Annotated in this window: 23 protein-coding genes and 1 riboswitch; of the genes, 13 read left to right on the top strand and 10 right to left on the bottom strand. The window is 64.1% G+C overall.

Annotated elements, in window-relative coordinates; all coding sequences use genetic code 11:
- Genes AC4D2R_RS04505 through AC4D2R_RS04475 form a run of 7 tightly spaced genes read right to left on the bottom strand, consistent with a single transcriptional unit; the run spans position 1 to position 9132 of the window.
- A complete protein-coding gene (locus AC4D2R_RS04505; RefSeq protein ID WP_490937926.1) occupies positions 1-1092 on the bottom strand; it encodes an exonuclease domain-containing protein in 1092 nt (363 codons plus the stop codon).
- Positions 1093-1143: 51 nt separating this feature from the next.
- The gene (locus AC4D2R_RS04500; RefSeq protein WP_490937925.1) at positions 1144-2394 is read right to left on the bottom strand and encodes an acyl-CoA dehydrogenase family protein; all 1251 of its coding nucleotides are present in this window, start codon (positions 2392-2394) and stop codon (positions 1144-1146) included.
- Between the two features lie 52 nt (positions 2395-2446).
- Positions 2447-3835, bottom strand: a complete 1389-nt coding sequence (locus AC4D2R_RS04495) for an LLM class flavin-dependent oxidoreductase (RefSeq protein ID WP_490937923.1) — start codon at positions 3833-3835, stop codon at positions 2447-2449.
- On the bottom strand, positions 3832-5550 hold the full coding sequence (locus AC4D2R_RS04490; protein ID WP_490937921.1) for a dipeptide ABC transporter ATP-binding protein: 1719 nt from the start codon (positions 5548-5550) through the stop codon (positions 3832-3834). Before AC4D2R_RS04490 ends, AC4D2R_RS04495 begins: the two co-directional genes overlap by 4 nt.
- Before the next feature lie 2 nt (positions 5551-5552).
- Entirely contained in the window at positions 5553-6452 is a 900-nt protein-coding gene (locus AC4D2R_RS04485) for an ABC transporter permease (RefSeq protein WP_490937919.1), read from the bottom strand.
- Complete coding sequence (locus tag AC4D2R_RS04480; RefSeq protein ID WP_490937915.1) at positions 6449-7450, bottom strand: ABC transporter permease; 1002 nt, start codon at positions 7448-7450, stop codon at positions 6449-6451. The genes AC4D2R_RS04485 and AC4D2R_RS04480 overlap by 4 nt, the downstream gene beginning before the upstream one ends.
- On the bottom strand, positions 7447-9132 hold the full coding sequence (locus AC4D2R_RS04475) for an ABC transporter substrate-binding protein (RefSeq protein ID WP_490937913.1): 1686 nt from the start codon (positions 9130-9132) through the stop codon (positions 7447-7449). The genes AC4D2R_RS04480 and AC4D2R_RS04475 overlap by 4 nt, the downstream gene beginning before the upstream one ends.
- 105 nt (positions 9133-9237) lie before the next feature.
- Positions 9238-9336: riboswitch (SAM riboswitch) on the bottom strand.
- A 105-nt stretch (positions 9337-9441) separates the two neighbouring features.
- On the opposite strand from AC4D2R_RS04475, the gene AC4D2R_RS04470 reads away from it, so the two are divergent.
- From AC4D2R_RS04470 to AC4D2R_RS04455, 4 genes are all read left to right on the top strand, one after another.
- On the top strand, positions 9442-9915 hold the full coding sequence (locus AC4D2R_RS04470) for a DUF6194 family protein (RefSeq protein WP_490937910.1): 474 nt from the start codon (positions 9442-9444) through the stop codon (positions 9913-9915).
- 207 nt (positions 9916-10122) lie between these two features.
- Entirely contained in the window at positions 10123-11217 is a 1095-nt protein-coding gene (locus AC4D2R_RS04465) for a LolA family protein (protein WP_490937907.1), read from the top strand.
- Between the two features lie 64 nt (positions 11218-11281).
- Positions 11282-12235 (top strand): ABC transporter ATP-binding protein, encoded by a 954-nt coding sequence (locus tag AC4D2R_RS04460; protein ID WP_490937905.1) that lies wholly within the window; start codon positions 11282-11284, stop codon positions 12233-12235.
- The gene (locus AC4D2R_RS04455) at positions 12225-13106 is read left to right on the top strand and encodes an ABC transporter permease (RefSeq protein WP_490937903.1); all 882 of its coding nucleotides are present in this window, start codon (positions 12225-12227) and stop codon (positions 13104-13106) included. Before AC4D2R_RS04460 ends, AC4D2R_RS04455 begins: the two co-directional genes overlap by 11 nt.
- A gap of 24 nt (positions 13107-13130) precedes the next feature.
- Here the strand turns inward: AC4D2R_RS04455 and AC4D2R_RS04450 are convergent, their stop codons facing one another.
- On the bottom strand, positions 13131-13784 hold the full coding sequence (locus AC4D2R_RS04450) for a DUF8548 family protein (protein WP_490937901.1): 654 nt from the start codon (positions 13782-13784) through the stop codon (positions 13131-13133).
- 211 nt (positions 13785-13995) lie between these two features.
- Here AC4D2R_RS04450 and AC4D2R_RS04445 point away from each other — a divergent pair, with 211 nt between their 5' ends.
- Both AC4D2R_RS04445 and AC4D2R_RS04440 read left to right on the top strand, forming a co-directional pair.
- Complete coding sequence (locus AC4D2R_RS04445; RefSeq protein WP_490937898.1) at positions 13996-14379, top strand: PH domain-containing protein; 384 nt, start codon at positions 13996-13998, stop codon at positions 14377-14379.
- A 153-nt stretch (positions 14380-14532) separates the two neighbouring features.
- Positions 14533-15765, top strand: coding sequence for a GmrSD restriction endonuclease domain-containing protein (locus AC4D2R_RS04440; protein WP_490937896.1), 1233 nt, complete (start codon positions 14533-14535; stop codon positions 15763-15765).
- Positions 15766-15823: 58 nt separating this feature from the next.
- Here AC4D2R_RS04440 and AC4D2R_RS04435 read toward each other — a convergent pair whose 3' ends face one another.
- Complete coding sequence (locus AC4D2R_RS04435; protein ID WP_490937894.1) at positions 15824-16081, bottom strand: hypothetical protein; 258 nt, start codon at positions 16079-16081, stop codon at positions 15824-15826.
- A 269-nt stretch (positions 16082-16350) separates the two neighbouring features.
- Between AC4D2R_RS04435 and AC4D2R_RS04430 the strand changes: the two genes are divergently transcribed.
- The 7 genes from AC4D2R_RS04430 to AC4D2R_RS04400 all read left to right on the top strand — a co-directional run bounded on the left by AC4D2R_RS04430 (position 16351) and on the right by AC4D2R_RS04400 (position 23418).
- Positions 16351-17499 carry a ScyD/ScyE family protein gene (locus AC4D2R_RS04430; RefSeq protein ID WP_490937891.1) on the top strand — a complete coding sequence of 383 codons (1149 nt, stop codon included), beginning with the start codon at positions 16351-16353 and terminating at the stop codon, positions 17497-17499.
- Positions 17500-17738: 239 nt separating this feature from the next.
- Positions 17739-18560 carry a DUF4397 domain-containing protein gene (locus AC4D2R_RS04425; RefSeq protein WP_490937889.1) on the top strand — a complete coding sequence of 274 codons (822 nt, stop codon included), beginning with the start codon at positions 17739-17741 and terminating at the stop codon, positions 18558-18560.
- A gap of 78 nt (positions 18561-18638) precedes the next feature.
- Positions 18639-19376, top strand: coding sequence for a class F sortase (locus tag AC4D2R_RS04420; protein WP_490937887.1), 738 nt, complete (start codon positions 18639-18641; stop codon positions 19374-19376).
- Between the two features lie 86 nt (positions 19377-19462).
- Positions 19463-20032 carry an RNA polymerase sigma factor gene (locus AC4D2R_RS04415; RefSeq protein WP_490937883.1) on the top strand — a complete coding sequence of 190 codons (570 nt, stop codon included), beginning with the start codon at positions 19463-19465 and terminating at the stop codon, positions 20030-20032.
- Positions 20019-20798, top strand: a complete 780-nt coding sequence (locus tag AC4D2R_RS04410) for an anti-sigma factor (RefSeq protein WP_490937881.1) — start codon at positions 20019-20021, stop codon at positions 20796-20798. The genes AC4D2R_RS04415 and AC4D2R_RS04410 overlap by 14 nt, the downstream gene beginning before the upstream one ends.
- A gap of 794 nt (positions 20799-21592) precedes the next feature.
- Complete coding sequence (locus AC4D2R_RS04405; protein WP_490937879.1) at positions 21593-22744, top strand: DUF262 domain-containing protein; 1152 nt, start codon at positions 21593-21595, stop codon at positions 22742-22744.
- 290 nt (positions 22745-23034) lie between these two features.
- Positions 23035-23418, top strand: coding sequence for a hypothetical protein (locus AC4D2R_RS04400; protein ID WP_490937877.1), 384 nt, complete (start codon positions 23035-23037; stop codon positions 23416-23418).
- Positions 23419-24037: 619 nt separating this feature from the next.
- Here the strand turns inward: AC4D2R_RS04400 and AC4D2R_RS04395 are convergent.
- Positions 24038-26122 carry a hypothetical protein gene (locus AC4D2R_RS04395; RefSeq protein ID WP_490937875.1) on the bottom strand — a complete coding sequence of 695 codons (2085 nt, stop codon included), beginning with the start codon at positions 26120-26122 and terminating at the stop codon, positions 24038-24040.
- Positions 26123-26292 lie beyond the last annotated feature (170 nt).

Below are 26292 nucleotides of genomic sequence, written 5' to 3'. Positions count from 1 at the left end.
TTACCGCGTGCGCCGAAAGCTTCCCAGCAGTTTCAGGATGCCGGCGGTGACGAACTCAAGCGGCGCACTGTCCGCACCGGCTGCGGGCGTCTCAATTGCCGGCTGCACGGCGGGGGCCTCAACGGCCGCCGGCCGCGCTGCTGGTGCCTGTAATGCAGCCGGTAGAACCGGCCCGGCGCTTGTCGCAGGAGCCAGCCACGCGAGAAGCTGCTTCTCGCTGACGGCCTGAATCGACTGGCCCGCCTCGATGTACTGAAGCGCCTTGCGTTCCTTGCCGCTGTCGGTGCTGATGACAACCCGGGCGGTTCGAGGGTCCTGCCGCCCAATCACGAGCATCGTTGTCTTCTTCGTGATGTTCTTGGCGTTGGCCGCCCCGCGCTCGGCGATTCGAGCCATGGCATCGGGGCGGTCGACGGTCAGGAGCTCTCCGGTGAAGACCACAACCTGGCCGAACAGCGGATGCGTGGGATCGGCGTCGGGGTTCGGCTGGGGAAGCTCCGCCAGCGCGGGCTCGCTGCGGTAGCGGTGCGAGCCCGTGGACTTCGGCGCCTTGGCCGGCCACAGCAGGTCGAGGGTGTGGAGGCCGTCCCTACGGGCGATGGCCAGCACGGCGTTGGCGCACGTCTCGGCGTCGCTGCCGGCGTCGTGGTGGTTGAAGCTGCTCAGCCCCAGCGCTTCCGCCACCTGCGGCAGCCGGTTCACCTCGAGGTCCAGCCGGCGCCGCGCCAGGTCCAGCGAGCAGTGGAACTGGACGTCGGGCACCTCGAGGCCCGTCTCCGCACAGGCGCCCCGGAACACCGAGCGGTCGAACGAGGCGTTGTGCGCAATGAGCACGTCAGAGCCCAGGAAGCTCAGGATCCGCTCCAGCGACGTTTCCCATGAGTCGGCGCCGGTAACGTCCTTCGGGCGGATTCCATGAACCGAAATGTTCCTTGGATCGAAGTTCCCGGTCCCGGCCGGGGGCCGAACAAGCCAGCTGAGTGACTCGGTGACCACCCCGGCCCGGACCTTGGTGAGCCCGACCGCGCAGACCGACCCGCGCTTGCTGTTGGCCGTCTCGAAATCGATCGCGGTGAAGTTAAGGCTTTGCACTCGTCCCCTTGAGCTTGTACGTGCGGAACCTCGCACGAAGCCCAGAAGAGCCTATACCGCCTTACCCTTCCCGAGGGAACGATCCGCTGCCTCCCCCGACCGCCAGAGGAACTCGGGCACTGTTCCGTTGATCTCCCAGTCGCCGACGATCCGCGCCTTGTAGATCACGGGGTTGTGGGAGGAGATGGTTCGCGCGTTGCGCCAGTGGCGGTCCAGCTGGAGGCCCTTCCGCGTGGAGGAGGCTCCGAGTGCGTTGAAGATCGTCGTCGCGGCGCGCTGCACCTGCTCGGTGACGACGATCTGCGCCTGCGAGGAAGCGAATTCCACGGCGACGGCGGCGGCGTTCGCCTCCTCGGGCGGCAGGTTCCCATGCGCTTCGCAGGCCTCCTGCACCAGCTCAGCCACCCGCAGCGCAGCAGCCTCGGACGCGAACGCGAGCGCCGAGACTTCCCCCACAACTTGCTGCACCTGGATGTCTTCGCTGGGTCGTGTGCCGTTGCCGTGGCTGAACGTGCGGGTCCGGCCGCGCACCTCGGAAGCGACGTCGTTGACGGCCGCCCGGGCGATACCGGCGAGCGTCGCAACGTGGATGAGCTGGTAGACGCCGGTGTTGTACGGCGGGTGCTCGGTTTCGGTGATCACGTCGGCTGCCGGAACGACGACGTCGCGGAATACCGAGGTGCCGCTCGCCGTCAGCCGCTGCCCGAACCCGTCCCAGTCGTCGATCACTTCGACGCCGGGCGCATCGCGCCGCACCAGGGCGATCACGTCGACCCCGTCGGGCGTGCGCGCACCGGTCTGGATCCAGTCGGCGTAAAGGCTCCCCGTTGTGTAGTACTTGGTTCCATTGACCCGGTAGTTCTCGCCGTCGCGCGTGATCGTGGTACTCACGCCGCCGACGGCGACCGGACCGGTCTCGGTCCACGCGTTGCCGAGCACCGCCCCGCCGGCGACGCGCCGCAGCCACCCGGCGTCGTCCGCGTACAGCCGGTCCTCGACGAACGCGACGTGGCAGCGCAGGGCCTGGGCGAGGTTCGACTCCGCCGCGGCGAGCTCGATCAGCAGCCGGAAGAACTGAGGTGCTGAAACTCCTCCGCCGCCGTATTTGACCGGGACCCGCAGCGACGTGAACCCGGTGTCAGCGAGCTGGCGCACCTGGCGGTGCAGGAGGATGCGGTCGGTTTCCCGCTCGGCCGCCCCGGCGGCGATCTCCTCGAAGAGGAGACGGAAGCGGGCGGCCAGGGCGGCGTAGGTGGCAGGTGCGCCCTGGGCAGGCGTGGCGTGAAGTGTTTCGGTGGTCATCGGCTGACTCCTTGGAAGATCGTCGTTGTCAAAGTTGTCGTTGCAGGGGTGGTCACGCGCCGGCCCCCTGCCTCGAAAGGGCGCTGCGGTACGCCGAACCGGGATGGGTGGGCGGCAGCAGCGGCCCGTTGCCGGGGAACAGCCGCTCGCGCAGTGTCGATTCGGTGTACGACCTGCGGTAGCGGCCGCGCTTCTGCAGTTCCGGCACCAGCAGCTCAACGATGTCGGTGAAGGTTCCGGGCGAGAGGAACTGCACGATGTTGAAGCCGTCCACATCGGTGAGGTCAACGATCTCCTCGATCCGGTCGGCCACCTGTTCGGGCGTTCCTGCAATGAAGAAGTCGCTCCTGCGCGGGTCGGAGAAGGTGTCGATGATCTCGTACGCCTTCTTCCGGTTGGGCCCTGTGGTGAACTCGGCTTCGAAGGACTGTGAGTGGTCGCGGCCCACGTACTCGAGGTAGGCCTCCGTCTCGGCGGATTTGAGGTCGATGCCCGATCCCCCACCGAAGTGAACGAGGTGCCCGACGACGTCGCGCAGCCGCACCACCTCCTCGACCTTCCGGGCCACCTCCGCCTCGGTCTCGCCGAGCACGATGTTCAGCGAGGTCAGGACCTTCACGGCGTCGCGTCCGCGGCCGGCGGCTTCTGCGCGGGTCCGCAGGTCGGCGACGTCGTCGGCCACCCGTGCAACTGTCTGTGAACTGACGAAGACGGCTTCTGCGTGCCGTGCGGCGAAGTCCTTCCCGCGGCCCGAAGAGCCCGCCTGGTAGATCACTGGCGTCCGCTGCAGGGACGGCTCGGACAGGTGCGGGCCGTCGACCGTGAAGTACTTTCCGGAGTGCCCGATCTCGCGCACTCCGGCCGGCTCGGTGTAGACGCCGCGGGCGCGGTCGCGCACGAGGGCGTCGGCGTCCCAGGAGCCTTCCCAGAGCTTGTAGGAGACCTCGAGGTATTCCTCGGCGATGTCGTACCGGTCGTCGTGCCGGAGGTGGGCGGGGAGCCCGAAGTTCCGTGCGGCGTCGGGCAGGTATCCGGTGACGACGTTCCAGGCGACGCGTCCCTTGGTGAGGTGGTCGAGGGTGCTGAAGCGCCGGGCATTGCCGAAGGGCGGCTCGTACGTCGTCGAGAACGTCACGGCGAACCCCAAATGGGTCGTCACCGCGGCCATGGCGGGCACGAGGAGGAACGGGTCGTTGTTGGGCACCTGCAGTCCGCGTTCGACGGCGGGAGCGCGGCTCCCGCCGTACACGTCGTAGGTGCCCACCACGTCCGCGAGGAAGACTGCATCGAACAGCCCACGCTCCAGGAGCTTCGCGGTGTCGGTCCAGTACTCGATGTCGGTGTACTCGTGGCGCCGGTTCTCCGGGTGCCGCCAGAGGCCGTGGTTGATGTGGCTGACGGTGTTCATTTCGAACCCGTTGAAGTGGATTTCGCGGCTCATGCTGCACCTCCCGCCCGTGACGCGGCGGGGGCGGCGCGGTCGGGCATGTCGGGGACGGCGGCCAGCAGGGCCCGCGCGTACTCCGTTGTGGGCCCGGCGAACAGCGACGCCGCAGTCCCGGACTCAACCACGCGGCCGTCCTTGAGGACGAGGACGTCGTCGCTCACGTGGTGGATGACGCCGAGGTCGTGGCTGATGAAGAGGTAGCTGAGCGCGAGCTGTTCCTGCAGGTCCGCGAGGAGGTCGAGCACCTGAGCCTGGATGGAGACGTCGAGGGCCGACACCGGTTCATCGAGCAGCAGCACGCGGGGCTGCAGGGCGAGGGCCCGGGCGATCGCGACGCGCTGGCGCTGCCCGCCGGAGAGCGTGAGCGGGCTGCGGTGGATGAGATCCAGCGGCAGCCCCACCTGGCCGAGGAGTTCGGCCGCACGCTCGGTGCGCTCCCCCGGCGTCCCGACGGAGCCCGCGTCGAGGGCGTCGGTGATCACGCGCTCCACGCTGAACCGGGGGTCGAACGAACTCAGCGGGTCCTGGTTCACCAGCTGGATGTCGGGCCGGTGCGGGCGCCGCAGGGCTTCGGTGACGATCCCGCTTCCGCCGGGGTGGCCCACCCACGGCAGGCCGCCGAGGGTGACGATTCCGGCGTCGGGCTCGGTCAGCCCCAGTGCGATGCGTGCAGTTGTCGACTTGCCCGACCCGGATTCACCGACGATGCCAAGGGTCTTACCCGCCGGAAGGGTAAAGGAGACGTCGTCGACGACGGTGCGCCGGTCCCCGCCCGGTGAGGCGTAGGTCTTGACGAGGTTACGGGCCTCGAGGGCCGGAGCCTTCGGGGAGACTGCCGAGTGCCGGGGCGGACGCGCGGTGACCGTCACGCGCGGCACCGAGGACAACCGGGTCCCCTTGGCGGCCGCCGACGGGACGGCGTCGATGAGCTGGCGCGTGTATTCGTGTCGTGGGTTGCCGAGGACCTCCGACGCACGGCCCGACTCGACGATCCGCCCGTGCTGCATGACGGCGATCTCGTCGGCGAGGTGGCTGACGACGGCGAGGTCGTGCGAGATGAAGATCAGGCCCCTGCCCTGCTCCTTGAGCCCTGCCAGCAGCTCGAGGATCTGCGCCTGGACCGTTGCATCAAGCGCCGTCGTTGGCTCATCGGCGATCACGAGCCGGGGGTTCAACACTGTCGCCTGGGCGATGAGGGCCCGCTGGCGCAGGCCGCCCGAGAGCTCGCCCGAGCGCTGCCGCGCGCGGACCTCGGGGTCCGGAATGCCGGCGCCGCGCAGGGCGGCATGAACCCGCTCCTGGCGTTCGGCCTTGCCGCGGACGCCGTGGGCGCGCAGCGCCTCGTCGATCTCCTGGCCCACCGTGCGGAGGGGGTCGAGGGAGACGAGGGCGTCCTGCAGGACATAGCCGATGTCCTTGCCGCGCAGCCCGCGCCACTGCCGTTCGGAGAGGCGGGCGGCGTCGCGGCCGAGGACCTCGAGGCGGCCGGCCGAAACCCGCGCATTGGAGGCGTTGAGGCCGACGAGCGTGCGTGCCGTGACGGTCTTGCCGGAGCCCGACTCGCCGACGAGGGCGAGCGCCTGTCCCGGCGCGAGGGCAAGGGAGACGTCCTTCACGACGTCGACCGTCCCGCGCGGGGTGGAGAAGGAGACATTGAGGTTGTCGATGGCAAGGAGCGGCTGCTGGGTTGGGGTTGGGGAATTCGACATGCTCAGACCTCTGCTTCGAGTCGGCGCTGCAGGTGGTGGCCCGCAACGGTTGTGGTGAGTGCGGCTAGGGTGATGAAGATGCCCGGGAAGGCTGCGATCCACCAGGCAACCTGGAGGTAGTTGCGGCCGTCAGCGAGCATCGCACCCCATTCGGCGGCCGGCGGCTGGGCACCGAGGCCGAGGAAGCTGAGCGATGACGCCCAGACGATGGCCTGACCGATGCCGAGGGTCACGAGCACGAACAGCGGACGCGCCACGTTTGGGACGATGGTGTGCCACAGGATGTGCGAGCGCGACCGGCCGAGGGAAAGGGCTGTCTCAACGTAGGGGGCGGCCACCACCTGGAGGGTCTGGGTGCGCAGCATCCGCGCATAGCCGGGGGCGGTACCGATGCCCACGGCGAGGGCCGCCGTGACGACCCCGGTTCCCGAAACGGCGATCACGATCAGGGCCAGGAGCAGGCCCGGGAAGGCGAAAAGCACTTCGACGAAGCGGCAGATCGCCGAATCGAGCCATTTGCCGGAGACGCCCGCGGTGATGCCGAGCGCGCCGCCGAGGATCAGCCCGATGGCCGTGGCGGCGAGGCCGAGCAGCAGGGACTGACCAGTGCCGGCGATGACCCGGGAGAAGACGTCGCGGCCGTTCTGGTCGGTCCCGAAGACATGGGAGCCGCTCGGGGACTGGAAGGCGTTGGCGGGGTCGATCGCGAAGGGATCCTGCCGCAGAAAGAGGGACGGCGCGACGGCGGCAAGCACGAGGAAGGCCAGCAGTGCTGCGGCGATCCAGACGCCGATGGGCGTGCCGCGCACGAGGCGTGCCGTTCGCGAGCGGCCGGGAGCGGCAGGGGCGGTAGCACCGGAGCCGGTGCCCGCCGTCGTTGTGGGGTCGAGGGTGAGGCTCATGCTAGGAATCCCTTCGGGTTCGTGCGAGGGTCGACCACGCGGTAGAGGAGGTCCACCACGAGGTTCACGAGGATGTAGACGGCGGCGATGATGAACACCACGGCGAGGGTGACGGGCAGGTCCCGGTTCACGATGGCGTCAACGAGCGACCGGCCGAGCCCGGGGCGGGCAAAAATGATCTCGGCGACCACGGCGGAACTCACGAGCGAGCCGACCGCCCAGGCTGAGAGGGTGAGGCCGGGAAGGATCGCGTGCCGCAGCGCGTGGGTGATCCGGACGGCGGCGTCGCTGAGGCCGCGGGCCCGCGCGCTCAGGATGAACGGCTGGGCGAGGGCGTCTTCGAACGAGGACCGGGTGACCTGGGCGATGAACCCGGCGAGGGGAACCGCCAGTGAAAGCGCTGGCAGCACCAGTGAGCGGAACCCGTCGTTGCCGGCGACGGGGAACCAGCCGAGGATGACGGCGAAGACAACGGCGAGCATGATGCCCACCCAGAACTGGGGCAGCGAGGCGAAGAACACCTCGACGGCGCGGCCCACGCCGTCGAGCGTGCGCCCCCGGCCCACTGTCAGCAGGGTGAAGGCGAGGGCGATGGCCCACGCGAAGGCCAGGGCGAGGCCCGCGAGCTGAAGCGTGGGAAGGATCTGCGGGCCGATGATTTCGAGAACCGGAACCTTGAAGATGTACGAGACTCCAAAGTTGCCGGTGAGGAGCCCGCCAAGGTAGCTGAAGTACTGGACGACGACGGGCTGGTCGAGCCCGTACTCCGCCTTCACGGCGGCGACCGTTTCCGGTGACGGCGACGAGCCCGCGCCGCCGAGGATCGCCGTGATCGGGTCCCCGGGGGTGAGGCGGAGGACGAAGAAGGTGAGAGTGACGGCGGCCCAGAGGACGAAGAGGCTGCCGGCGGCCCGTTTGAGGACGACGCTGCCGGCCGTACCGGCCGTCGCCGTCGTTCGTGGTGCTGCGCTGAGGGAATCGAGGGAGGAGGTGCTCATTCTGAATCGACCGCCGTGACGTCGTAGAGGTAGGGAAGGGAGAGGCTCGGTTCGAGGGTGAGCGAGGTGAAGCGGTCGCTGCGGAGCGCCACCTGGCTTGCCTGGTTGTAGAGCGGGAGCTGGAGGGCGTTGGCGCTGATGATCCGCTGCGCCTCGTAGTAGAGGTCCTTGCGCACGTCCGGGTCGTCCGTGGCGAGGGCGTCATTGAGGATCGCGTCGAGTTCCGGATTGCGGAAGCCCGACCCGTTCGGCACGAAGCCCGCCGACTCGGTGTACTCGGAGGAGAACACGATGCGCAGGACATCGGCCGTGTTGGTGTTCCAGTAGTCGGCCCGGAGGTCGTAGTCGAAGTTGTTGCCGAGTTCGCTGACGCTCGCGCCGTCGCCATTCTCGATCAGCACCTCGAATCCGGCCTTCTTCGCGGTTGCCTGGATCTGGGTGACGAGGGCCTGGTGCGCGGTGGGCCAGGCGCCGGGCGTGTAGGGGAAGTGGACACTCAGGCGCTGGCCGTCCTTCACGCGGTAGCCCTCGTCGTCGCGCTCGGTCCAGCCTGCCTCGTCGAGCAGGCGGGCCGCTTCGTCGGGGTCCGGATCGTAGACGTTCTCGAAGTCCGGAGAGTAGAAGCCCGTTGTGGAGCTCAGCGGTCCCCCGGCGCGGGTCACCGTGCCGAAGTAGACGCTGCGGATGCCGGCATCGACGTAGGTGCTCAGAAGGAAAGCCCTGCGCACGTTGAGGTCGTCGAAAGGCGCCCGGGTGGTGTTGAGCATGAGGTTCGTCGGATTGCCGGGGCGGTCCTGGAGGATCAGTTCGACGTTTGAGTCGGCCTTCGCCTCGTCGAAGTGGACCGAGGGCATCAGGTCGAGGGCGTCAACCTGGCCTGCGCGCAGGAGACCGTAGCGGGTCGAGTCCTCGGGGACAATGCGCCATTCAATCTTTTCGATGTGCGCCGGCCCCTGGTGCTGCGCGTAGGGCGGCGCCGAGTTGTAGTTCTCGTTGCGGACGAGACTGACCTTGGACTGCGGGACGTAATCGGCGATCCGGTACGGGCCCGTGCCCACCGGTGCGTTGCAGTTCTCGGCCTGCGGGCGTTTGAGCGCCTGAGGTGACTCGATGCCGAGGAACGGCTGGGCGAGCACTTCGAGGAAGGCCGCATAGGGGCGGTTGAGGGTGACGACCGCCGTGGTGTCGTCGACGACCTCGGTGCCGACGTAGGGCTTGAGGTAGCCGCCGGCCGTTCCCGACTGCGTATCGGGATCGACCATGTGGTCGAGGTTGGCCTTGACCGCCTCTGCAGTGAGCTTCGTGCCGTCGGTGAAGTAGACGTCGTCCCGCACGGTGAAGGTGTAGGTGAGGCCGTCGTCCGAGACCGACCAGTCCGTGGCGAGCCACGGGTGGATGGTTCCCTCGGCGTCTTGGGACACCAGGGAGTCGAGGTAGTTCGCCGCGATCGAGGCCTGAGGCATATCGCCGTTGACGTGGGGATCGAGGCAGGAGATGTCCTTGCCCGTGGCGAAGACGAAGGTGTCATCCTCGCTTGCCGCCGCCGATCCTCCGCAGCCGCTCGTGGTGAGGATGAGGCCCGTGGCTGCTGCGAACAGGGCGAGGGCGCGGAGGGTCTTCGGGGAACTGGGGGTGTTGAGAATGCTGCGCTTGCTGAAAGTGCGGTGGCTTGCTGTTGTCACGCTGGGCTCCTGAATCATCGCCCGATGGAGGGCAAACAGGACAGCCAGTGACCGCCCGCGGACGTGCTGAAGCACGGCGGGGCAGACCAACGAAAGCGTGTAGCTTCTCCATCGGTCCTGGCAGTAGCACCGTTCTTCGCAGCTACACGAAGAGGGTTGCTGTGGCGTCGTCGATCCAGGTCTCTCGGCCACTCGGGATGGTTATGGCTACAGCTAACAGCATTGGAGCGCTCCTCCGCCACAGGCCCCGTCACAATCGGTCACGGGGTGGTCCTTTACCCGCGTTCCGGCGTTTGAAAGCATTATGGCGTGGAGGAAAACGAGATCATCGACTTCGTCTCAGACCTGCCCGGCGTCGTGACGCTCACCGCCGGAAAAGAGAACGGAGCACCCGAGGCAGCTTGGGGCGATACCTTCTTTTTCTACGACCCCGACGGCGATACTCCAGACAACAGGCGCTTCCCCTTCGCGACGATTGTCGTGAGCGATTATGAAGGCTTCGATACCGCCTCGAACCTGAATCGACCGGGCGTTTTCCGGCTCAATATTTCGGTGGGAAATAAGGAATATGAGTTATTGACCGGACATCCCGCGACAGATCATGCCCTGCACCTGGCCGACTTCGACTTCACAGCACCGGACCGCATCCTGCCGCATCCCGTCTACGGTTCGCAGGCATGGGTAAGCATCCTCAACCCTGGTGCCGCCACAGCCGAGCAGGCACGGTCTCTGCTGGTGCACGCGCACGGGAACGCTGTTCGACGCTACGACCGGCGGCACTGACAACGCCTCTGTCTCTTTCCGCTGAGGGAGGTATCGAGGCTCTCGCCTGAAATCATCTGTCACCTGCACGGGCGGTGACTGTGGGCCGGCAGAAGCAGGGATACGGTGCGGGCAGGAAAGGATCGCCCGAAACACCCTGCGTCCTCCCAGCAAGCAGGAGTACCGTTAATGGAGCAAGGGGGCAAAGCACCGTTGGAAGGCAAGCTCATGGCAAAGAAGTGGCTCCGTTGGCTCCCCGCTGGCATCGTTCCGGCGGTGATCGTAACAACGGCCGCCGTCGGGCCAACCCTCGCTGAGGCGAGCCCCCAGTTGCCGGAGAAGTCCGCCCAGGAGCTGCTCGAGCTCGTGTCCGACAGCTACGACAGCGCGTTCTCCGGAACGATCGAGCAGTCCTCCGAGCTCGGCCTGCCCGAGTTGCAGACAATGGGGCCCAGTGCCGGCAGCTCCGATGGCGCCTCGGCCGCCCTCGAACTGCTCACCGGTGAGCACACCGCCCAGGTCCACATCGACGGGCCCGACAAGGCACGCATCCAAGTGCAGGACCGTCTCGCCCAGCGCGACGCCATCCTCAATGACGACGAGGTCTGGCTCTACGACTCCCGCGCCCAGGAAGCGACTCACGCTGTGCTTCCGGACCGCGGCGAGGTGCTGAAGCAGCTCCCCGCCGATGCGCCGCGTACCCCCGCCGACCTCGCCGAGAAGTTCCTCTCCACAATTGATCCTTCAACCGAAGTCACCGTGGGAGACAACGCCCGCGTGGCCGGCCGCACCGCGTACGAACTGGTCCTCACGCCCGCCACGGCAGACACCCTCGTCGGTGCCGTATCGCTGGCCGTCGACTCCGAGACCGGCGTCCCCCTCAGCTTCACCGTCTCCGCGCAGGGCCAGGCCGAGCCGGCGTTCTCGGTCGCCTTCACCAGCATCGACTTCAGCGCCCCCGAGCAGAGCCTGTTCGAGTTCACTCCCCCGCCCGGCGCAACGGTGACCGAGGTACCGGTCAAGGAGCACCAGGACCATAAGGCCCAAAAGTCCGACGCCGCCAAGGACGAGCCCACTGTCATCGGCGAGGGGTGGAGCAGCATCGTCGCCCTGCCGGCCGGTTCCGCTTCGGATGCGTTCAGCGCGAGCCCCGGGTCCGAAGAGTCGGCCGAGGCACAGGCGCTGCTGGAGCAGGCCTTCACCCCGGTGGATGGCGGACGCGTGCTGCAGACCTCGCTCGTCTCAGTGTTCATCACCGACGACGGCCGGGTCTTCGCAGGCGCAGTCGGTGCCGACCAACTGATCGCTGCCTCACAGCAGTGACGCCACCGGCGCCGCAGGGGCAGGGCACCGGCCGACGTCGTCCGTTCCCGTCCGCCGCGCGCCCGTGAGCGCGCAGGGGGGCGGGCTCGCAATTGAGACCCGGGGGCTCACGAAGACGTTCGGCCACCAGCGCGCGGTCGACGACGTCGGCCTGAGGGTTCCGCAGGGTTCCGTCTTCGGCTTCCTCGGCCCGAACGGTTCGGGCAAGACGACAACAATCCGCATGCTGCTCGGCCTCGCCTCCGCCTCGAGCGGTGAGATCGAACTGCTCGGCGGGGTGATGCCCAACGCGGCCCGCGACGTCCTCCCCCGCGTCGGCGCCCTCGTCGAGGGCCCTGCCATCTACCCGTTCCTCTCCGGGCGGGCGAACCTGCAGCGGTTCGACGACGCCGACCGGCGCACCTCCCCCTCCACCCGCAACCGGCGCGTCGATGCCGCCCTGGAAAGGGTGGGCCTCAGCCATGCCGCCCGCAAGCCGGCCCACGCCTATTCGCTCGGCATGAAGCAGCGCCTCGGCATCGCCAACGCGCTCCTCACCCCGCGCGACCTGCTCGTCCTCGATGAACCGAGCAACGGCCTCGATCCGCAAGGCACCCGAGAGGTCCGCAGCCTCATCCGGTCCCTGGCCGACGGCGGCACAACCGTCTTCGTCTCAAGCCACCTCCTGGCCGAGGTGGAGCAGATGTGCACCGAGATCGCGGTCATGAGCGCCGGCCGCCTCGTGGCTCAGGGCACGCTCGACGAGCTGCGGGCGGAGGGCACTGCCCGGGTGCGGGTCCTCACCCCCGATCCGGGTGCTGCGCGCACGGTGCTCGCCAGGCTGGGGCTCGCCCCGGAACTCGACGGGCGCGACGACGTCGTGACGGCCGAGCTCACCGCCGACGACCTCAAGCCGGAGGCCGTCAACGCCGCCCTGGTGCTCGCCGATGTCCGCGTGCGCGGCTTCACTGTGAGCGGCGCCTCGCTTGAGGAACGCTTCGTGGCGCTGACCGGAGAGGGGTTCGACGTTGCCGGCTGACTCCGCACCCTCGCCGCATCCGCTTCCGCCCGCCGGGCCCGACCGGGTCCGTCCCTTCGCCGGGCGGGCACTGCTCCGCTCCGAGATCACCGTCCTGTTCCGCCGCCGCCGAACGTGGGCGATGCTCGCCGCGCTGGCCGCGATTCCGATCCTCATTGCGGTTGTCGTGCGCCTTTCAGACGGGCCGAGCCCCGGGCGCGGGCCGGCCTTCCTCGCCAGCATCACCCAGAACGGGCTGTTCGTCTCGCTCACCGCACTGACCGTCTCGATCCCGCTGTTCCTGCCCCTGACCGTTGGTGTCGTCGCGGGTGACACGATCGCCGGTGAAGCCAACCTCGGCACATTGCGCTACCTGCTTGTAGCCCCGGCCGGGAGGGTCCGGCTCCTGCTCGTGAAGTACGCGGGAGCTGCACTGTTCTGCCTGGTGGCGACGCTCGTCGTCGTGGGGGTCGGTGCACTGATTGGTGCCCTGCTGTTTCCGATAGGGCCGGTGACGCTGCTCTCCGGGGCCACGATCGGCTTCGGCGGGTACGCGGTGCGCCTGTTACTGCTCGCGCTGTACGTGACGCTATCGCTGCTCGGGTTGAGCGCCATCGGGCTGTTTATCTCAACGCTCACCACGGTTCCGGTCGGCGCCATGGCAGCTACGGCGGCGCTGGCCGCCGTCTCGCAGATCCTCGGCGCGTTGCCGCAGCTTGAGTGGCTGCACCCTTGGCTGTTCACCCATTACTGGCTGGGCTTTGCCGACCTGCTGCGGGAGCCAATCGTGTGGAACTCGTTTGGTGACAATGCGCTGCTACAAGGCGGCTACATAGCCGTGTTTGGCGCACTGGCCTATGGGCGCTTCAGCACCAAGGACATCTTGAGCTGAAGCGCCTTTGGGCCAGCTTCGGGTTTAGGGCTCCTCGTGGTCCAAAGCAGCCTCGCGAGTCCGCTCGTGGTACCACAGTGCGTGATCCAGTTCAGTGACTCCGACTTTCAGTTCTCGCGCAGCGGCCTTGACCACATTTCGAGCTTCTGGGGAACCAACGTTCCGTCCAGTCGCTCGCGACACCAGCCGCACGATCCACGTATCCGCCTTCACCCCAGGCTTCCCAAGAAGCATGCCCAAGTAGTCCCAGGTAACCGATCCAAGACCATGGACCGAGGTGTACGCTGCCTTCTGGTCGTGGTTTAGTGGGTCCAACTCCGCCGCAGTTCTCACGCCTGCCTGCACCAACTTGTTCGCCGCCTCCACGATGGCCGAGGCCTTTGTCCGTCCGCTCGTCAACTGGCCATTAAGGACAGCTTGAAGATCCCGCGGCGCGTGGTCGCCGAGCCTCGCAAGGCTGTTGGGAGAATGTTCATCGACAAACTCCTTGTAACGCTTCACTGCAGCGGGAATGCCTGCCTCTTCAGAACCATAGCTCGCACGGATGCTCAACACGGCGTCGATCAGGGCCGATTCGATCTGATCGGGCCACCCACCGGACCATGGCTTCCATTTCTGGCGCGGCAGTTCCTCGTCAATTAGCTTCAATAGTGACGCCACATCGTTTCGAATCATCATTCCCCCATGTCCCGCTCGCGCGGTGAAATATAACCAGGTGCTCCGGTTGAGCTCATGAAGAGACAGCCCGGACTGTTGCAATAGCCAATCAACCACGGATTACCGACATTAGGGGAAGAATTCGGGCGGAGATCGAGCAAGTCGGAGTTTTCGCTTATGTCGGAACGACCGCATATGCTGACTCAAACTGCCTATCACGTTGGGGGAAACAATGAGTCAGATTATTCACGACCGGCCGGAACAGCTTCAGATGATTCATGAAGGCTTGTTGCCAGGCGAGCAGATCATCGCGGTATACGACTGCATTGGCGTGGGCACCGGCTTCATCGGAATTACGAACCTCCGGGTGATCCTGCAGGACAAGAGTTTTGTCGGGAACCGCGTTGCAGTGACCTCAGTGCCGTATCGATCGATTCAGTCTGTGGCCATGCTTTCCAACAAGTCCATGCTCGGAAAGTTTTACTTTAGCTCTGCAATCGCGATTACTGCGGGTTCTAGGGTTATCGAGGCGGAATTCCGTGGAGACGGTAAGGCGAAACACACCCACGACGTCATCCTGTCATTGATTTTGAGCACGCCGTCGGCAGGTCGCTGACCGCCACCTGCGGTTGTAGGATGACGACGCAGATCATTCGCTTTTCAGCTGGGGGACAATTTCATGAGCACACCGTCCGGGCATAACTCTGCCTTGCGTCAGTCGCCGGAGGGACCAAAACGGCGCAAGATCAATCGGTCCACCGCGATTGTCGTGGCGATTGTGCTCCTCTCAATCATCGTCTCTGAAATGGGCAACTTCGGTGGCGGCGCCCTCGGCTGCATCGCGCTGGTCTTCCTAGCGACAGGTATTTACACGCTGACCTCCGGGAGACCGTCCTGGCTGCGCCTGCAAAATCGGAAGGCCGCCGGCATAACCATTTCGGTCAGTGTGCTGGCCTTCGCCGCTGGTCTGCTCCTCAATCCTCCGGCCGACGCGTCGGACAAAACTGCAGCGGCCGAGAAGACCGCCATCAGCGCACCGACGGAAACGCCATCACCGTCGCCCACACCCACTCCGCGCCCGAGCACCGCCAAGGCATCGACGCCCAAACCAAGCCCAACCCCCGACGTCGCCCCTCTCGACACTGAGGAAGTCCCCGCCGTCGCTGTGCAGGACACCGACGCACCGCAGCGCCAGCCCGCCGCGGGAACCAAGGCGCTGGTGCTCTTGGAAACCCTGCCCATCAAGGGCCGTGCGCCGAAGACCGGCTACGACCGGGAGCTATTTGGGACCGCGTGGGCGGCTGTCGACCGTAACGGCTGTGATACCCGGAACGACATGCTCCAGCTTCAGCTCCACGACATCGTTTTCGCCAACAGTGTCCCCTGCAAGGTCGCGTCGGGCGTACTCGACGACCCGTACACGGGCACCACAATCCAGTTCATCCGGGGCCAGGCCACAAGCTCGCAGGTGCAGATCGATCACGTCGTCGCGCTTTCAGACGCGTGGCAGAAGGGCGCCCAGCAGCTCACAGCCGAACAGCGCATTGCGTTTGCCAATGACCCCTTGAACCTCCAGGCGACGGACGGACCCACCAACCAGCAGAAGGGCGACGGCGACGCCGCCACCTGGCTGCCGCCAAACAAGGCATTCCGGTGCGCCTACGTCGCCACGCAAATCTTAGTGAAAGCGACCTACGGCTTGTGGGTCACCCAGGCCGAACACGACGCCATGGCGTCCGTCCTTGGGTCCTGCAGCGACATCGACGCTCCAACCAATCAACCGCCCGTCGTCGAGCAGCCCGCTCCCACCCCCGTTACGCCCGCGCCGGAACCCGCACCCGTTGTCGGGGTGCCGGTTGCACCCGCTCCCGCGCCGGCACCTGCCTCCTACGCGAACTGCGCCGCGGTCCGTGCTGCGGGGATGGCGCCCATCCACATCAGCCAGCCCGGTTATGGAACCCATCTCGACCGTGACGGCGACGGCTGGGGCTGCGAAAGCTGACACTGCGTACGCGCGTCCGGTCCCGGTCTTCCAGGCGCCTTGACGCTGCCGGCGGGTATCACCACCACCGGTGCCGGCAAACCTCGCTCTGGCACTCCCATGTAGGCGTCCCGAATTCACGTTCCCCGGATTTCGGATTGATCCGCTCACGCATCTCGAGGCAGCAGCCCGCGAACACCGTGTTGGGCATTGCCGCTTGTGCATCGGGCATGATCATCCCCCAGGCGATCGGCCAGGCCTCAGCGCGGCAGATCGGGCAAAGCCGCCTCCTCCGCTTTGGAACCGGTGCGCTCACGGTGTCGGTTTCCTCATTCATCCCGACACTCTAGAGCCGCCTACCCACTCTCTGACGTGGGTCCATCTCCTGAAAGTTTTTGTAACTGGTAATAGGTCCCCAGCTTCGGCCGCTCGCGAACCAAAATTCGGGTAGTCACATCGTGGACACTGAATCAGCCCGGTCGTAGCATGAACCGGTGCCGCCCGTCCGGATGCTCGACGGGCCGCCGTGCGCCAGTGGGTACCACTGTTCGGTTGCTGGGACCGCTTCACCGTGTCTCGCCGTCATACGTAGCTGAGGAAAAGCACATGAAGGCTAACACCGCGCGACTTTTCACAACGACACTTCTAACCGCGGCCCTCACCGGAACCGGCGCCGTTGCCGGGAACGCAGGGCCGCATCACCACCATACCGGGTGGACAGTTACACCGGGAGAGCAGACCGAGCTCGCGGCCGGCCTGGTGAGTCCGCTGCGCGTCGCCGCAGGCCGGGGCGACACCACCTATGTCACGCAGAACTTCGCCGGGCAGCTCACGCAGGTGGACGAGGACGGAACCACCACCACGCTTATCGACCGCCCGGGCATCGAAATAGGCGGTGTCTCAACGCGGGGCCGGACCATCTACTTCACGGAGAGCGTCGGCGGCCCGGGCGAGACTCGGCCGCTGGTTGCCAATGTCAGCGTTCTGCGGGACGGCGAGACGGAGGTCCTTGCCGATCTGGCCGCCTACGAGACGGAGAACAACCCCGATTCCGACGCCGAATACGGGCTCCTCAACACCCCGCAGGAGTGCCTGGACCAGCTTCCCGAGGACCTCGCGCCATTCGCGGGCCCGCATGGCGGCGAAGTGTATTCGCATCCGTTTGCAACAGCGCCGGACTGGTCCGGACATACTATTTACGTCGCCGACGCCGGCGCCAACGCGATCCTTGCCGTGAACACCTCAAACGGGGAGGTCAGCACTGTCGCTGTCCTTGAACCGGTGCCGACGGAGGTCACGGACGAGAAGGCGAAGGAGTATGGCCTGCCGGAGTGCACAGTCGGGGAAACCTTCTACTCCGAGCCCGTACCGACTGATATCGAACTGGGCCACGACGGCTACCTGTACGTCACCTCGCTGCCGGGTGTCCCCGAGGGCGTGACGGCGGGATCGGTGCAGCGTGTGGATCCATGGTCGGGCGAGACGGAGGTTGTGGTCAGCGGACTGCAGACCCCGACCGGCCTGGCGCTCGACCGGCGCGGAAACATCTTCATCGCCGAACTGTTCGCGAACCGAATCTCGGTTGTCGCCGCGGGATCGGACGAAGCCGTGCTGTTCCTGGAGACGGCGCTACCGGCGGACGTCGAAGTGGACAGGAAGACCCTGTACGCAACAACGAACGCCCTTCCGGCGCCCGACGCTCCCCCGAACGGCATGCTCGTGGAGATCGAACTCGAGTACGAGCACAATCACTGATTGAAGGAAAGAAGCCGCACCTCCCGCCCCAAAAGCGGAGATGCGGCTTCTTTCATGTGGTTTGGCCTTACGAGCGCGAAGCCGGGTTCCCATCGGAACGGCCGAGCTGGACCCCAACGACTTCGGCCGCTTATTTTCAATCTTTCGCCGCAATCTGCATCCACGCGCGCACTTGAGTCGGTAGTACCGGGTGTAAGGATCAGTTGAAGCTCCTTCGGGAGCCCCAAAAAGGAGAGACCATGCGAAAAAGCTATTACGCAGTAGGTGCGCTTGCGGTACTGGGCGCCAGCACTGTAGCCGGACCGGCAGTCGCGACCGAAACGGCGGACACCGCGCAGTTGTCCGTACTGCACGCTGTTCCTGACCTCACGGTCGACGTGTACGTCAACGGCGAACTGACACTCGACGATTTCACTCCCGGGACCCTTGCAGGTCCCCTCGAACTTCCCGCCGGTGATTACGAGCTGGCAGTCACTGCAGCCGATGCGGCCGACGCGAGCGAGCCGGTGATCGGACCCGTGCCTGTCACTCTGGGGGCCGGCGGCAACTACACGGCCACCGCGAACCTCGACGCCGAGGGCGCTCCAACCGCCAACTTCTACACCAATGATGTGTCGGCGGTCGAGGGAGGCAAGTCGCGGCTGACGGTCCGACACACGGCGGCCGCACCCGCGGTCGATGTGCTGGCCGGTGGCACTCCCGTCGTCGAAAACCTGAGCAACCCTGACGAGGCGACGCTCACCACTGACGCCGGGACCATTTCGGCAGTGGTCGCCGCCACAGGGACCACCGACCCCGTCATCGGCCCGGCCGACCTGACCCTTGGCGAAGGCACAGCGACGATCGTCTACGCCTGGGGCAGCCTCGAGGACGGCAACCTCGCCCTCGCCACTCAGGTGATCGAAGGACTGCACTCCGATCCCGCTGCCGTACCGGGGGCACAAGCCGGCCCCGCTCCACAGGGAGACAACGGCATGCTCTTGGGTGCCGGAGCAGCCGGGCTGGTACTCCTTTCCGGAGCCGCCGTGGCTGCACGGATGCGTACCCGCACCGGCAACTGACCGCAGCGGGCGGGGCGGGAAGCCCCTCCATCTTCCCGCCCCGCTTTGCTGTTCACCCTCCAACAAAGGCGATAATCCTTGAACCGCTTCCCGCCAAGCTTCACCGCCCTGCTTCTGGCTACGTCATGTGGCCTGCTCAGCACAGGATGCGCGGAGCAGGCAGCAACCCCGGTGCCGGCAACCACTCCCGCCGCTGTCGAGCAGTATGTCGACCCGCAGCCTGATCGGCTTCCTGATGCGGGTCCAAGCACCGCGACCGCCGACCCGCCCGATGCTGAAGTCAAGGCGAAGGCCGGGGCTAAGGATGCCGCTGTGGCCGGAGCCGCGGCCGGGGTGCCTATTCGGCCAGCCACGGCTGCCCAAAAGCAGACAGCACCGCGACCGGTTTCCCTGGACATCGAGGGCACTGATATCAATGTCGCCGTCATCGAGGTGGGAATCGCAGACGACGACGAGATGGAGATCCCGGAGAGCTTCTATGAGGCCGGGTGGTATCGCTTTGGTCCCGCCCCCGGGGCTTCGGAGGGCAACGCCGTCCTGGCGGCGCACATCGATATCGGTACGGAGCAGATGCCGTTCGCCCAGCTGAAGGACGTTCCCCTCGGAACAGTCATCACCGTTGGGCGTGAAAATGCCGAGCCCGTCCGGTATCGGGTTACTAACGTCGACAATGAGCCGAAGGCGTCGCTCAACACCGACGAGATCTTCCGCCGTGAGGGTGCACATCAATTGGTCGTCGTTACATGTGGCGGCGAATGGCTCGCAGAAGAGGCGGATTATGAGGATAATGTTGTGCTGACGGCGTCCCCGCTCTGAACTATTTCCGGAGCTATCGCGTGGACGGCGGACCAAGGGTCATTCCGGGGGCAGTGGTTCAGCGCCCTTTCCCAAAGGAGCGCAATGTGTCCTCTCGAGACCCCGACGAAGCCAGGTCCTTGTGGGCCGAGTTCTCGGCCGGTGGCGAAGAGGCACTAGCCCAGGCGTACAAGCAGTTCGCACCGCTTATTTTCAGTGTGTCGCTTCGCTCGCTTGGTGACCGACATGCTGCTTCCGACGCCACCCAGGAGGTCTTCATCAGGGCCTGGCGTTTTCGGGTGAGTTACGATCCCGACGCAGGTAGCCTGCCGGCCTCGTTGCTCGGCATCTGCCGGAACGTGATCGCCGACGCGCAGGCGGCACGGCACCGACTTCACCGGATTGACGAGATGGCTCACGCTGTCGAAGCCCGCGATCCGACTGAGCATGGCGGGGACTATGTCGATAGTATGGCGAATCGGATCGTCCTCGATTCGGAACTGGATCTGTTGGGCGAACCGCAACGCTCAATCCTGAAACTGGCGTTCTACGAGGACCTCACCCACCAACAGATTTCCTCGAAACTGGAGCTACCCCTGGGGACCGTCAAGAGCCACATCCGCCGGAGCCTCACCCATCTACGCAGCCGATTGGAGGCCTCGGATGCAGCACCTTGATCCAGAATCCATCAGCTTGGCTGCCCTCGACGAGCCGCTCGACGCCGCGTCGAAGGAGCACCTCATTGGGTGCGAGGAGTGCGCCGCGGAGCTTCGCGATCTCAGAAGCGTTGTCGACGCGGCACGAGGAGGAACCACGCACGACGTGCTCGAATCTCCAGGCCCAGAGGTATGGGCAGCGATTCACAGCGAGCTTGGCCTGAAACCGCCCCTGCGCACAGATCCCCTGGCTGCCGGAGCGCATGCGACTATCGAACGGCCCCGCGCATCGGCAGAATCACGGGCCGCTGTTACAGCTTTCGATACCCACCGCAGGAAACCGAAGACATTCCCCACTCGATATCTGGTGGCAGCGGCTGCCGTCGGGCTTGTGGCAGGTGGAGGAGTCGTGTGGGCGGCTCAATCCATCACGTCGACGACGCCGCAGGAGACTGTGGCGCGGGCCGAGCTGGAGCCTCTCGACAATTTCTCGGGAGAGGGAAGCGCCACCGTCGTCTCAGCAGCCGACGGTGCGCGTACCCTGCAGGTGACCCTGACCGCGGAAGGGGCAAACGGCTATCAGGAGGTATGGCTGATCGCACCCGACCTCAGCCAGATGTACAGCCTCGGAGTCCTTCACGAGGGAAAAGGATCCCTGACCATCCCGGACAGTGTGAGTCTGTCGGGGTTTCCCATCGTCGATATCTCTGATGAGCCACTCGATGGCGATCCTGCCCACTCTGGAGTAAGTCTGCTGCGCGGAAACCTGACGGTGACGTCCGGCTAGTTCTAGCATTTCCCTGGCCGCTGGTTGCCAATGTCAGTGTTCTGCAAGACGCCGCAAATTGAGGTCCTTGCCGATCTGCCCGCCTAGGTCGCCAACGCCGAATACCGGCTCCTCGCCACCCCGCAGGAGAGCCTGAACCAGCTTCCCGAGGACCTCGCGACGCTCGCCGGCCCGCATAGCGGCGGGGTATATTCGAATCCGTTTGCGAAGGAGCCGGACTGGTATGGACATACTATTTACGTCGCGATGCCGGCGCCAACGCGATTTATGCCGCCAACACCTGAAACGGGGAGGTCAGCACCGGATGCGGATGTAAACCCCTCGCCAAGTGCCTCGACCACCTTTCTCCCGAAATCGCCAAGCCCAACGTTCGCCTCAATACACATCTCTACCTCCCTCAGCAGCGCCTCAGCCGCTACAACGGTGCCAACGGAACAAGAAATGAAGCCCAGCTTCCTCAGACGCCGTGCACGCGCGATGCGCGACCCGACCCCTCGGACGCAATCTCAAACGGGCACCTTTTGCATTATTCGGCGCGCCCCTCCTCGCACACCACCAAGGTTCTCTTTTCGATTCAGCCAACGATTCTGCAAGCGCCCTCGCCGGAATCGTGCAGAACTACATCCACATCGACGAAAGAGCGCGAACATCGAATTGCAGCATCTATTGCGGTAAGACGAGGAGGGGTTGCAGCTTCGTTTCCGTCATGCGCTTTCCAAATCATCTAACGCCCTCCCTAGCGCACCACCGGTCCACCGCTGGGTGAGCCTAGACAGCTCCGGTAGTATTCCCCCATGGCCACACCAGAATCTGACGACGCCCTAAGCTATGACGTCAGTGAGAAAGACCTTGCTGAAGAGATTGAACCCGACGCAACGGTCACATGGGGAACCGACTGGACCGTTGAAACAATCATCGGACAACTTCGGAGAGGAAGGTTCGACCTCGAACCCGCGTTCCAAAGACGTGATGTTTGGAATGACCTCAAGAGATCAAGGTTTATCGAAAGCTTACTGCTCGGAATTCCAGTACCCCAAATAATCTTGGCTGAAAGGCGCGATTCCCGAGGGAAATTTATTGTACTGGACGGCAAGCAACGGCTGCGCAGCCTGCAACGATTCGCCGGCCTGGACGGCCCTCCCATGAAACTCAAGGGATTGGAAATCCTTCGCAACCTCAACGGCTTCACCTACGACGACTTGAGAACCAGCGACGAATATGAATCGCACGCCGCTGCTGTGGAGAATCAAGTCGTCCGAGCAGTGGTACTTCGTGACTGGTCCAGCGAAGCTCTCCTTTATCTCACCTTTCTACGGCTCAACGGGAACGTAGTAGGACTGTCGCCGCAGGAGTTGCGGCGGGCGTTGCATCCGGGGCCGTTCATGGACTACGTAATGGAACATTCCGCCGCAAGCAAGAGCATACAAAGATTTTTAGGTAAGAACGGCCCTGATTTTCGCATGCGGGACACCGAAATACTGATCCGCCATATCAGCCTCACGTTGTACCGCGACCAATACCGTGGAAATCTTCGAAAGTTCCTAGACGATTCTTGTAAATTGTTGAACGATAGTTGGGACGAGTCGAGGGGTGCGGTAATCGCCTCGGCAAACGGATTTGATCTCGCCATAAATGCATCGATCGATGTTTTTGGGAAGGACGCATTCAAGAGATACACCGGCAAAGGTTATGAATCACGCAAAAACCGGGCCGTTCTAGACATCATGGCCTTTTACCTCCAGTATGAAGATGTGCGGGTTGACTGCTTAACAAATAGAGAGGAGACAAAGACGTTATTTGAAAACCTGTGCGTGGAGGACGCAGATTTTTCTAGCTCTCTAACCACGACCACAAAATCGATCGATGCCGTGCGGCGCCGCTTCACTTTCTGGGGCAGTGCCTTGCTCAAGGTCTCTCCGGCCGCGGCACAGTACACTGCTTTCTGATGCGCCGAAGAGTGCTTCTGAGGGCGCAACTTGCTGGTGACATTCGGGCGCTCCAGCGCCTCTATCTGACTCAACGAAGGCCTGTCCCGCAAGAGCGAGACCTATTACATGGCGACACTTACTGGGTAGCAGCTCATGCTTGCTTCGAAAATTATTTTGAGGAGCTTTGCAGGCGGGTAGTCGCCGCCGGCTTACGCAAGTACGAGTTCTCAGGCAGACTTTCCTCGCCGTTAGAGAGTTTGATGCTCGTTCACCATGGAGTTAGAGTATATTCGGCGGACTACCGGTTCTTGACTGAGGTGGAAGCATTAGCCGCCGCATGCAAATGGTATATCGAGAAGCTCGGCAAGAACCATGGAATCAAGAGGGGAAATCTCATTTCCCTATTCCTTCCATTGGGATTCACGGAGAACGACTTCGATCCGACCTGGCTGGAGTCCATGGACTCCTTCGGTGGTATTCGCGGCGATATCGCGCATGGTCGATCGATCGATATCAGGCAAATGCGTCCTGTCCAGTTACGCGGTCCAGCTGGGCAAATATCTGTCGCCGTTCTGCCGCAGAGTCAAGGGCGTCCCCGACTCCGGCACGCTAGTTGGGATGTCGATCGGCAAGTGATGAATCTGTTACCTGAAGCTAATGCATGGGATGAACGCTGCTTGCGTCATTTTTGAGTGAGAGGTCGCGCTGCCTGATATACGAAATTGTATTCGTCTCATAGGCCCATCATCCGGCCGCGTTTCGGTGGATCTAAGTACAACTGCGCTTTTCCGCCTTCCAGGGTGTCGGTCGCGCTCGTTCATTCATCCAGCCAGTTTTCAACGCCTACCGGAACACCGGCGCCACGTCCCCTGCGGGAAATTTACATTCACCGGGGCACCTGTCCAGCATCAAGGGGTGCTGGCGAATGAATTCTGCCTCAAGATTATCTTCGTGACCTCGCCCGCACCGACGTCTCGTGAAGGTTCTTTTGTCGTTGAGGCCCTTGATCCCGATGTCGATTGGGTAGGTTCGAGCTGCCGGCTTCTCGCCCGGAGCCGCCAGGGCCCGCTCGGCGCGGCAGCACCTCCAGCGATCCAGCGAGACGGAACCCGCGTATCTTTGGAGGGGGTTCGTCGATGCCAAATGTCCCTTAACTATAAGGAGACGCCTCGCTAGCGATGGCAGCGTGGAGCTACGCACGGTTTTGGAAATCCGAACGTAACGCGAACCTCCGGCGTATCGGCAGCGGTCCCAATGCCGGTTGTTGGACGAGGAAGGCACCTCGCCCAACAACACGGGCTCAAGAGGTGATCAGCTTACGAAGTCCCCCTCATCGGCTTCATCGAGATCGAGCGCTTCGAAGTCATCACCCTCCACCAGATTTCGCAGCTCGATCTTAGCTCGCCTCTCCGCCAGAGCGGTCCAGCTCTCCAACTGACGGTTCAGACTGGATAGCATCGCAGAATAGGCGCCCAGGTCCGCACCCTGTTGAGAGATCAGTGAACGACCCTGACCGTCTTCCACGGCTTCAACCTCATGAACACGGCTTCTGAGATCATCGATGTTCTGTCCCAGCCTCTTCAAACTGCTACTCAGGATGTCCTCGGGGCCCTCCGCTTCAAAGACCTCTTCTATCGACCCATCCACAAATTTGAAGAGGGCCGCCTTATCGAGAGTCTCAGCGGAGGGGTCCACCTCATTCGTTACTTCAGCGTTTGCCGAGAGGAGCCTCGCCCGACGGCCGGCCCGCGCGTCGAGCACGATCTGGGCGAGCTGGCGAAGTCCATGACGAGATTTCACCATTTTCTCAATCACCTGCTGGGGCTCTGGTGCGTACGCGCCGGTACTAAGCCTCGCGGAGGAACGTTCAAGCAGCGGATGCTCAAATCCATCCACCAGACAGTATGCAGCCAAGACGCCGAGCGTAGCAGCAGCCGGCGAAGGAGAATCATCAACATTCGAGAAGTCTTTCGAGCGTGTTTCGATTGCATCGATCGCGTCTCCAAGAAGTTCGTCGATATCAACAACCCGCGATGACGCCTCCTTGAGTGCCGCAGCTGCCAGCACACGCCCAAGAGTGGATCGTTTACCCTTGAAAGCTGTGTCTTCCTCCTCCTGGCCTGCCGCGATGGCATTCACGCGTAGAGCAGTATCCGCGGCCAGAAGTGCCCGCTCGGCCTTCGGGGGAGTCTTACCAGTCAGATTGTTGATAGCGCTGTTGACGGTGCGGACTCTGCTCCCATTTCCGCTCGATGCACTGAGCAGAGCTTCGGTGGCGTAAAGAAACACTTCGTCCTTTTGCAACCTACCTCGGAAATCCTCGTCGGAATCCATCAATTCACCGCTCGGCTCAACTTCACCCTTGAGGAGCGATAGCATCTCGCTAGTCGAAAGCCATGCCGGCTTAGGTAGGGAACCACTCGCTTCGACAGCATCGAGCGCGATGTTGGCTTTCAACGCGAACTGAGTCGTGTCGGAAAACTTGAGGGGCGGCTCAAGGTGGATGTGTCCAACAAGCGCACGCCGGACCTCGTGGAAATCGATACCGATCCCGCTTGCCGACCCGACTCGACCATAGCCGACGATGACCCGAGCATTCGGCATGATGCTAGACCGGAGCCTTGCCGCAGCGACTCGGCCGTCCTCAGTGTCCAGATCTGCGATACCGCTATCTCGAAGGTCTACCAACTCCGTCCGAAACTTATTCTCCGCCGCATCCGAGGCAAGGGTCACCAACACATCGAAGACGTTGAGTCCACTCCCTTTATGAGCACCGACCGTACGACTGAAACCGTCAGTGGATTCCAGAATTCCTATCTTTCCGGCATCCGCCAGCCCGAGGCGAGCAATCGACAGCAGTCCTGGGTTTTCGATCCCCCGTACCGGGATAGACCGCGAATGTGGATTGCCAAGCCAAATGCGTCCCATATCTGCTGTGAGACGCTGCATAAACTTCTGGGGGTCATCAACTTTCATGGTCAGCACTGGTTGTCCCGGCGCGAAGGACTCAAATCGAGTCGCCGCACGTCCCATCCAGGCTCGCTCGCCCTCGAAGCGGATGTTTTCCGGGGAAGGAAGGACACGGTGCATCATCACATCGAACTCAATGTACTTGATTTCGATCTGCCCGAAACGCTGCACCCGCGGACTACGAGTAGCTTCGCGCAGTTGGCTCAGGTCGGCCGCAGAACGCGCAACAGTATCCGCGTCGAAAGGATGTAGTCCGAACTGTTCAACCAACAGCTCGGAAGCGTTGGACCGCGCTTTGGTCAACTGTTTCCGAATCGACCCGCTCATGAGCTTATGGGGGGTGGGAAGGGTTTGATGCTCCTGCGCAGCTTTCTCGGCTTCCATGAGGACGCGGCGGGCTGCAACGGTATAAGGATTGGTATTCATCTCTGTACCTTTCGTGTCTCCCAAGGACACCGCGTCCCCGGGGCAAAACTTGGGGGGACACCTCGAAAGGCACTAGCTCCCACCATTGCCATTCACGATCGATCAACCGCTATCTGGCATGTAGGGGCCGGCCGTCTTCCAATTGCATTAGGCAGACACTGAACTGTTTG

The organism is Arthrobacter sp. TJ-217 (assembly GCF_058269255.1).
This window is presented reverse-complemented; position numbering and strand designations above follow the sequence as displayed.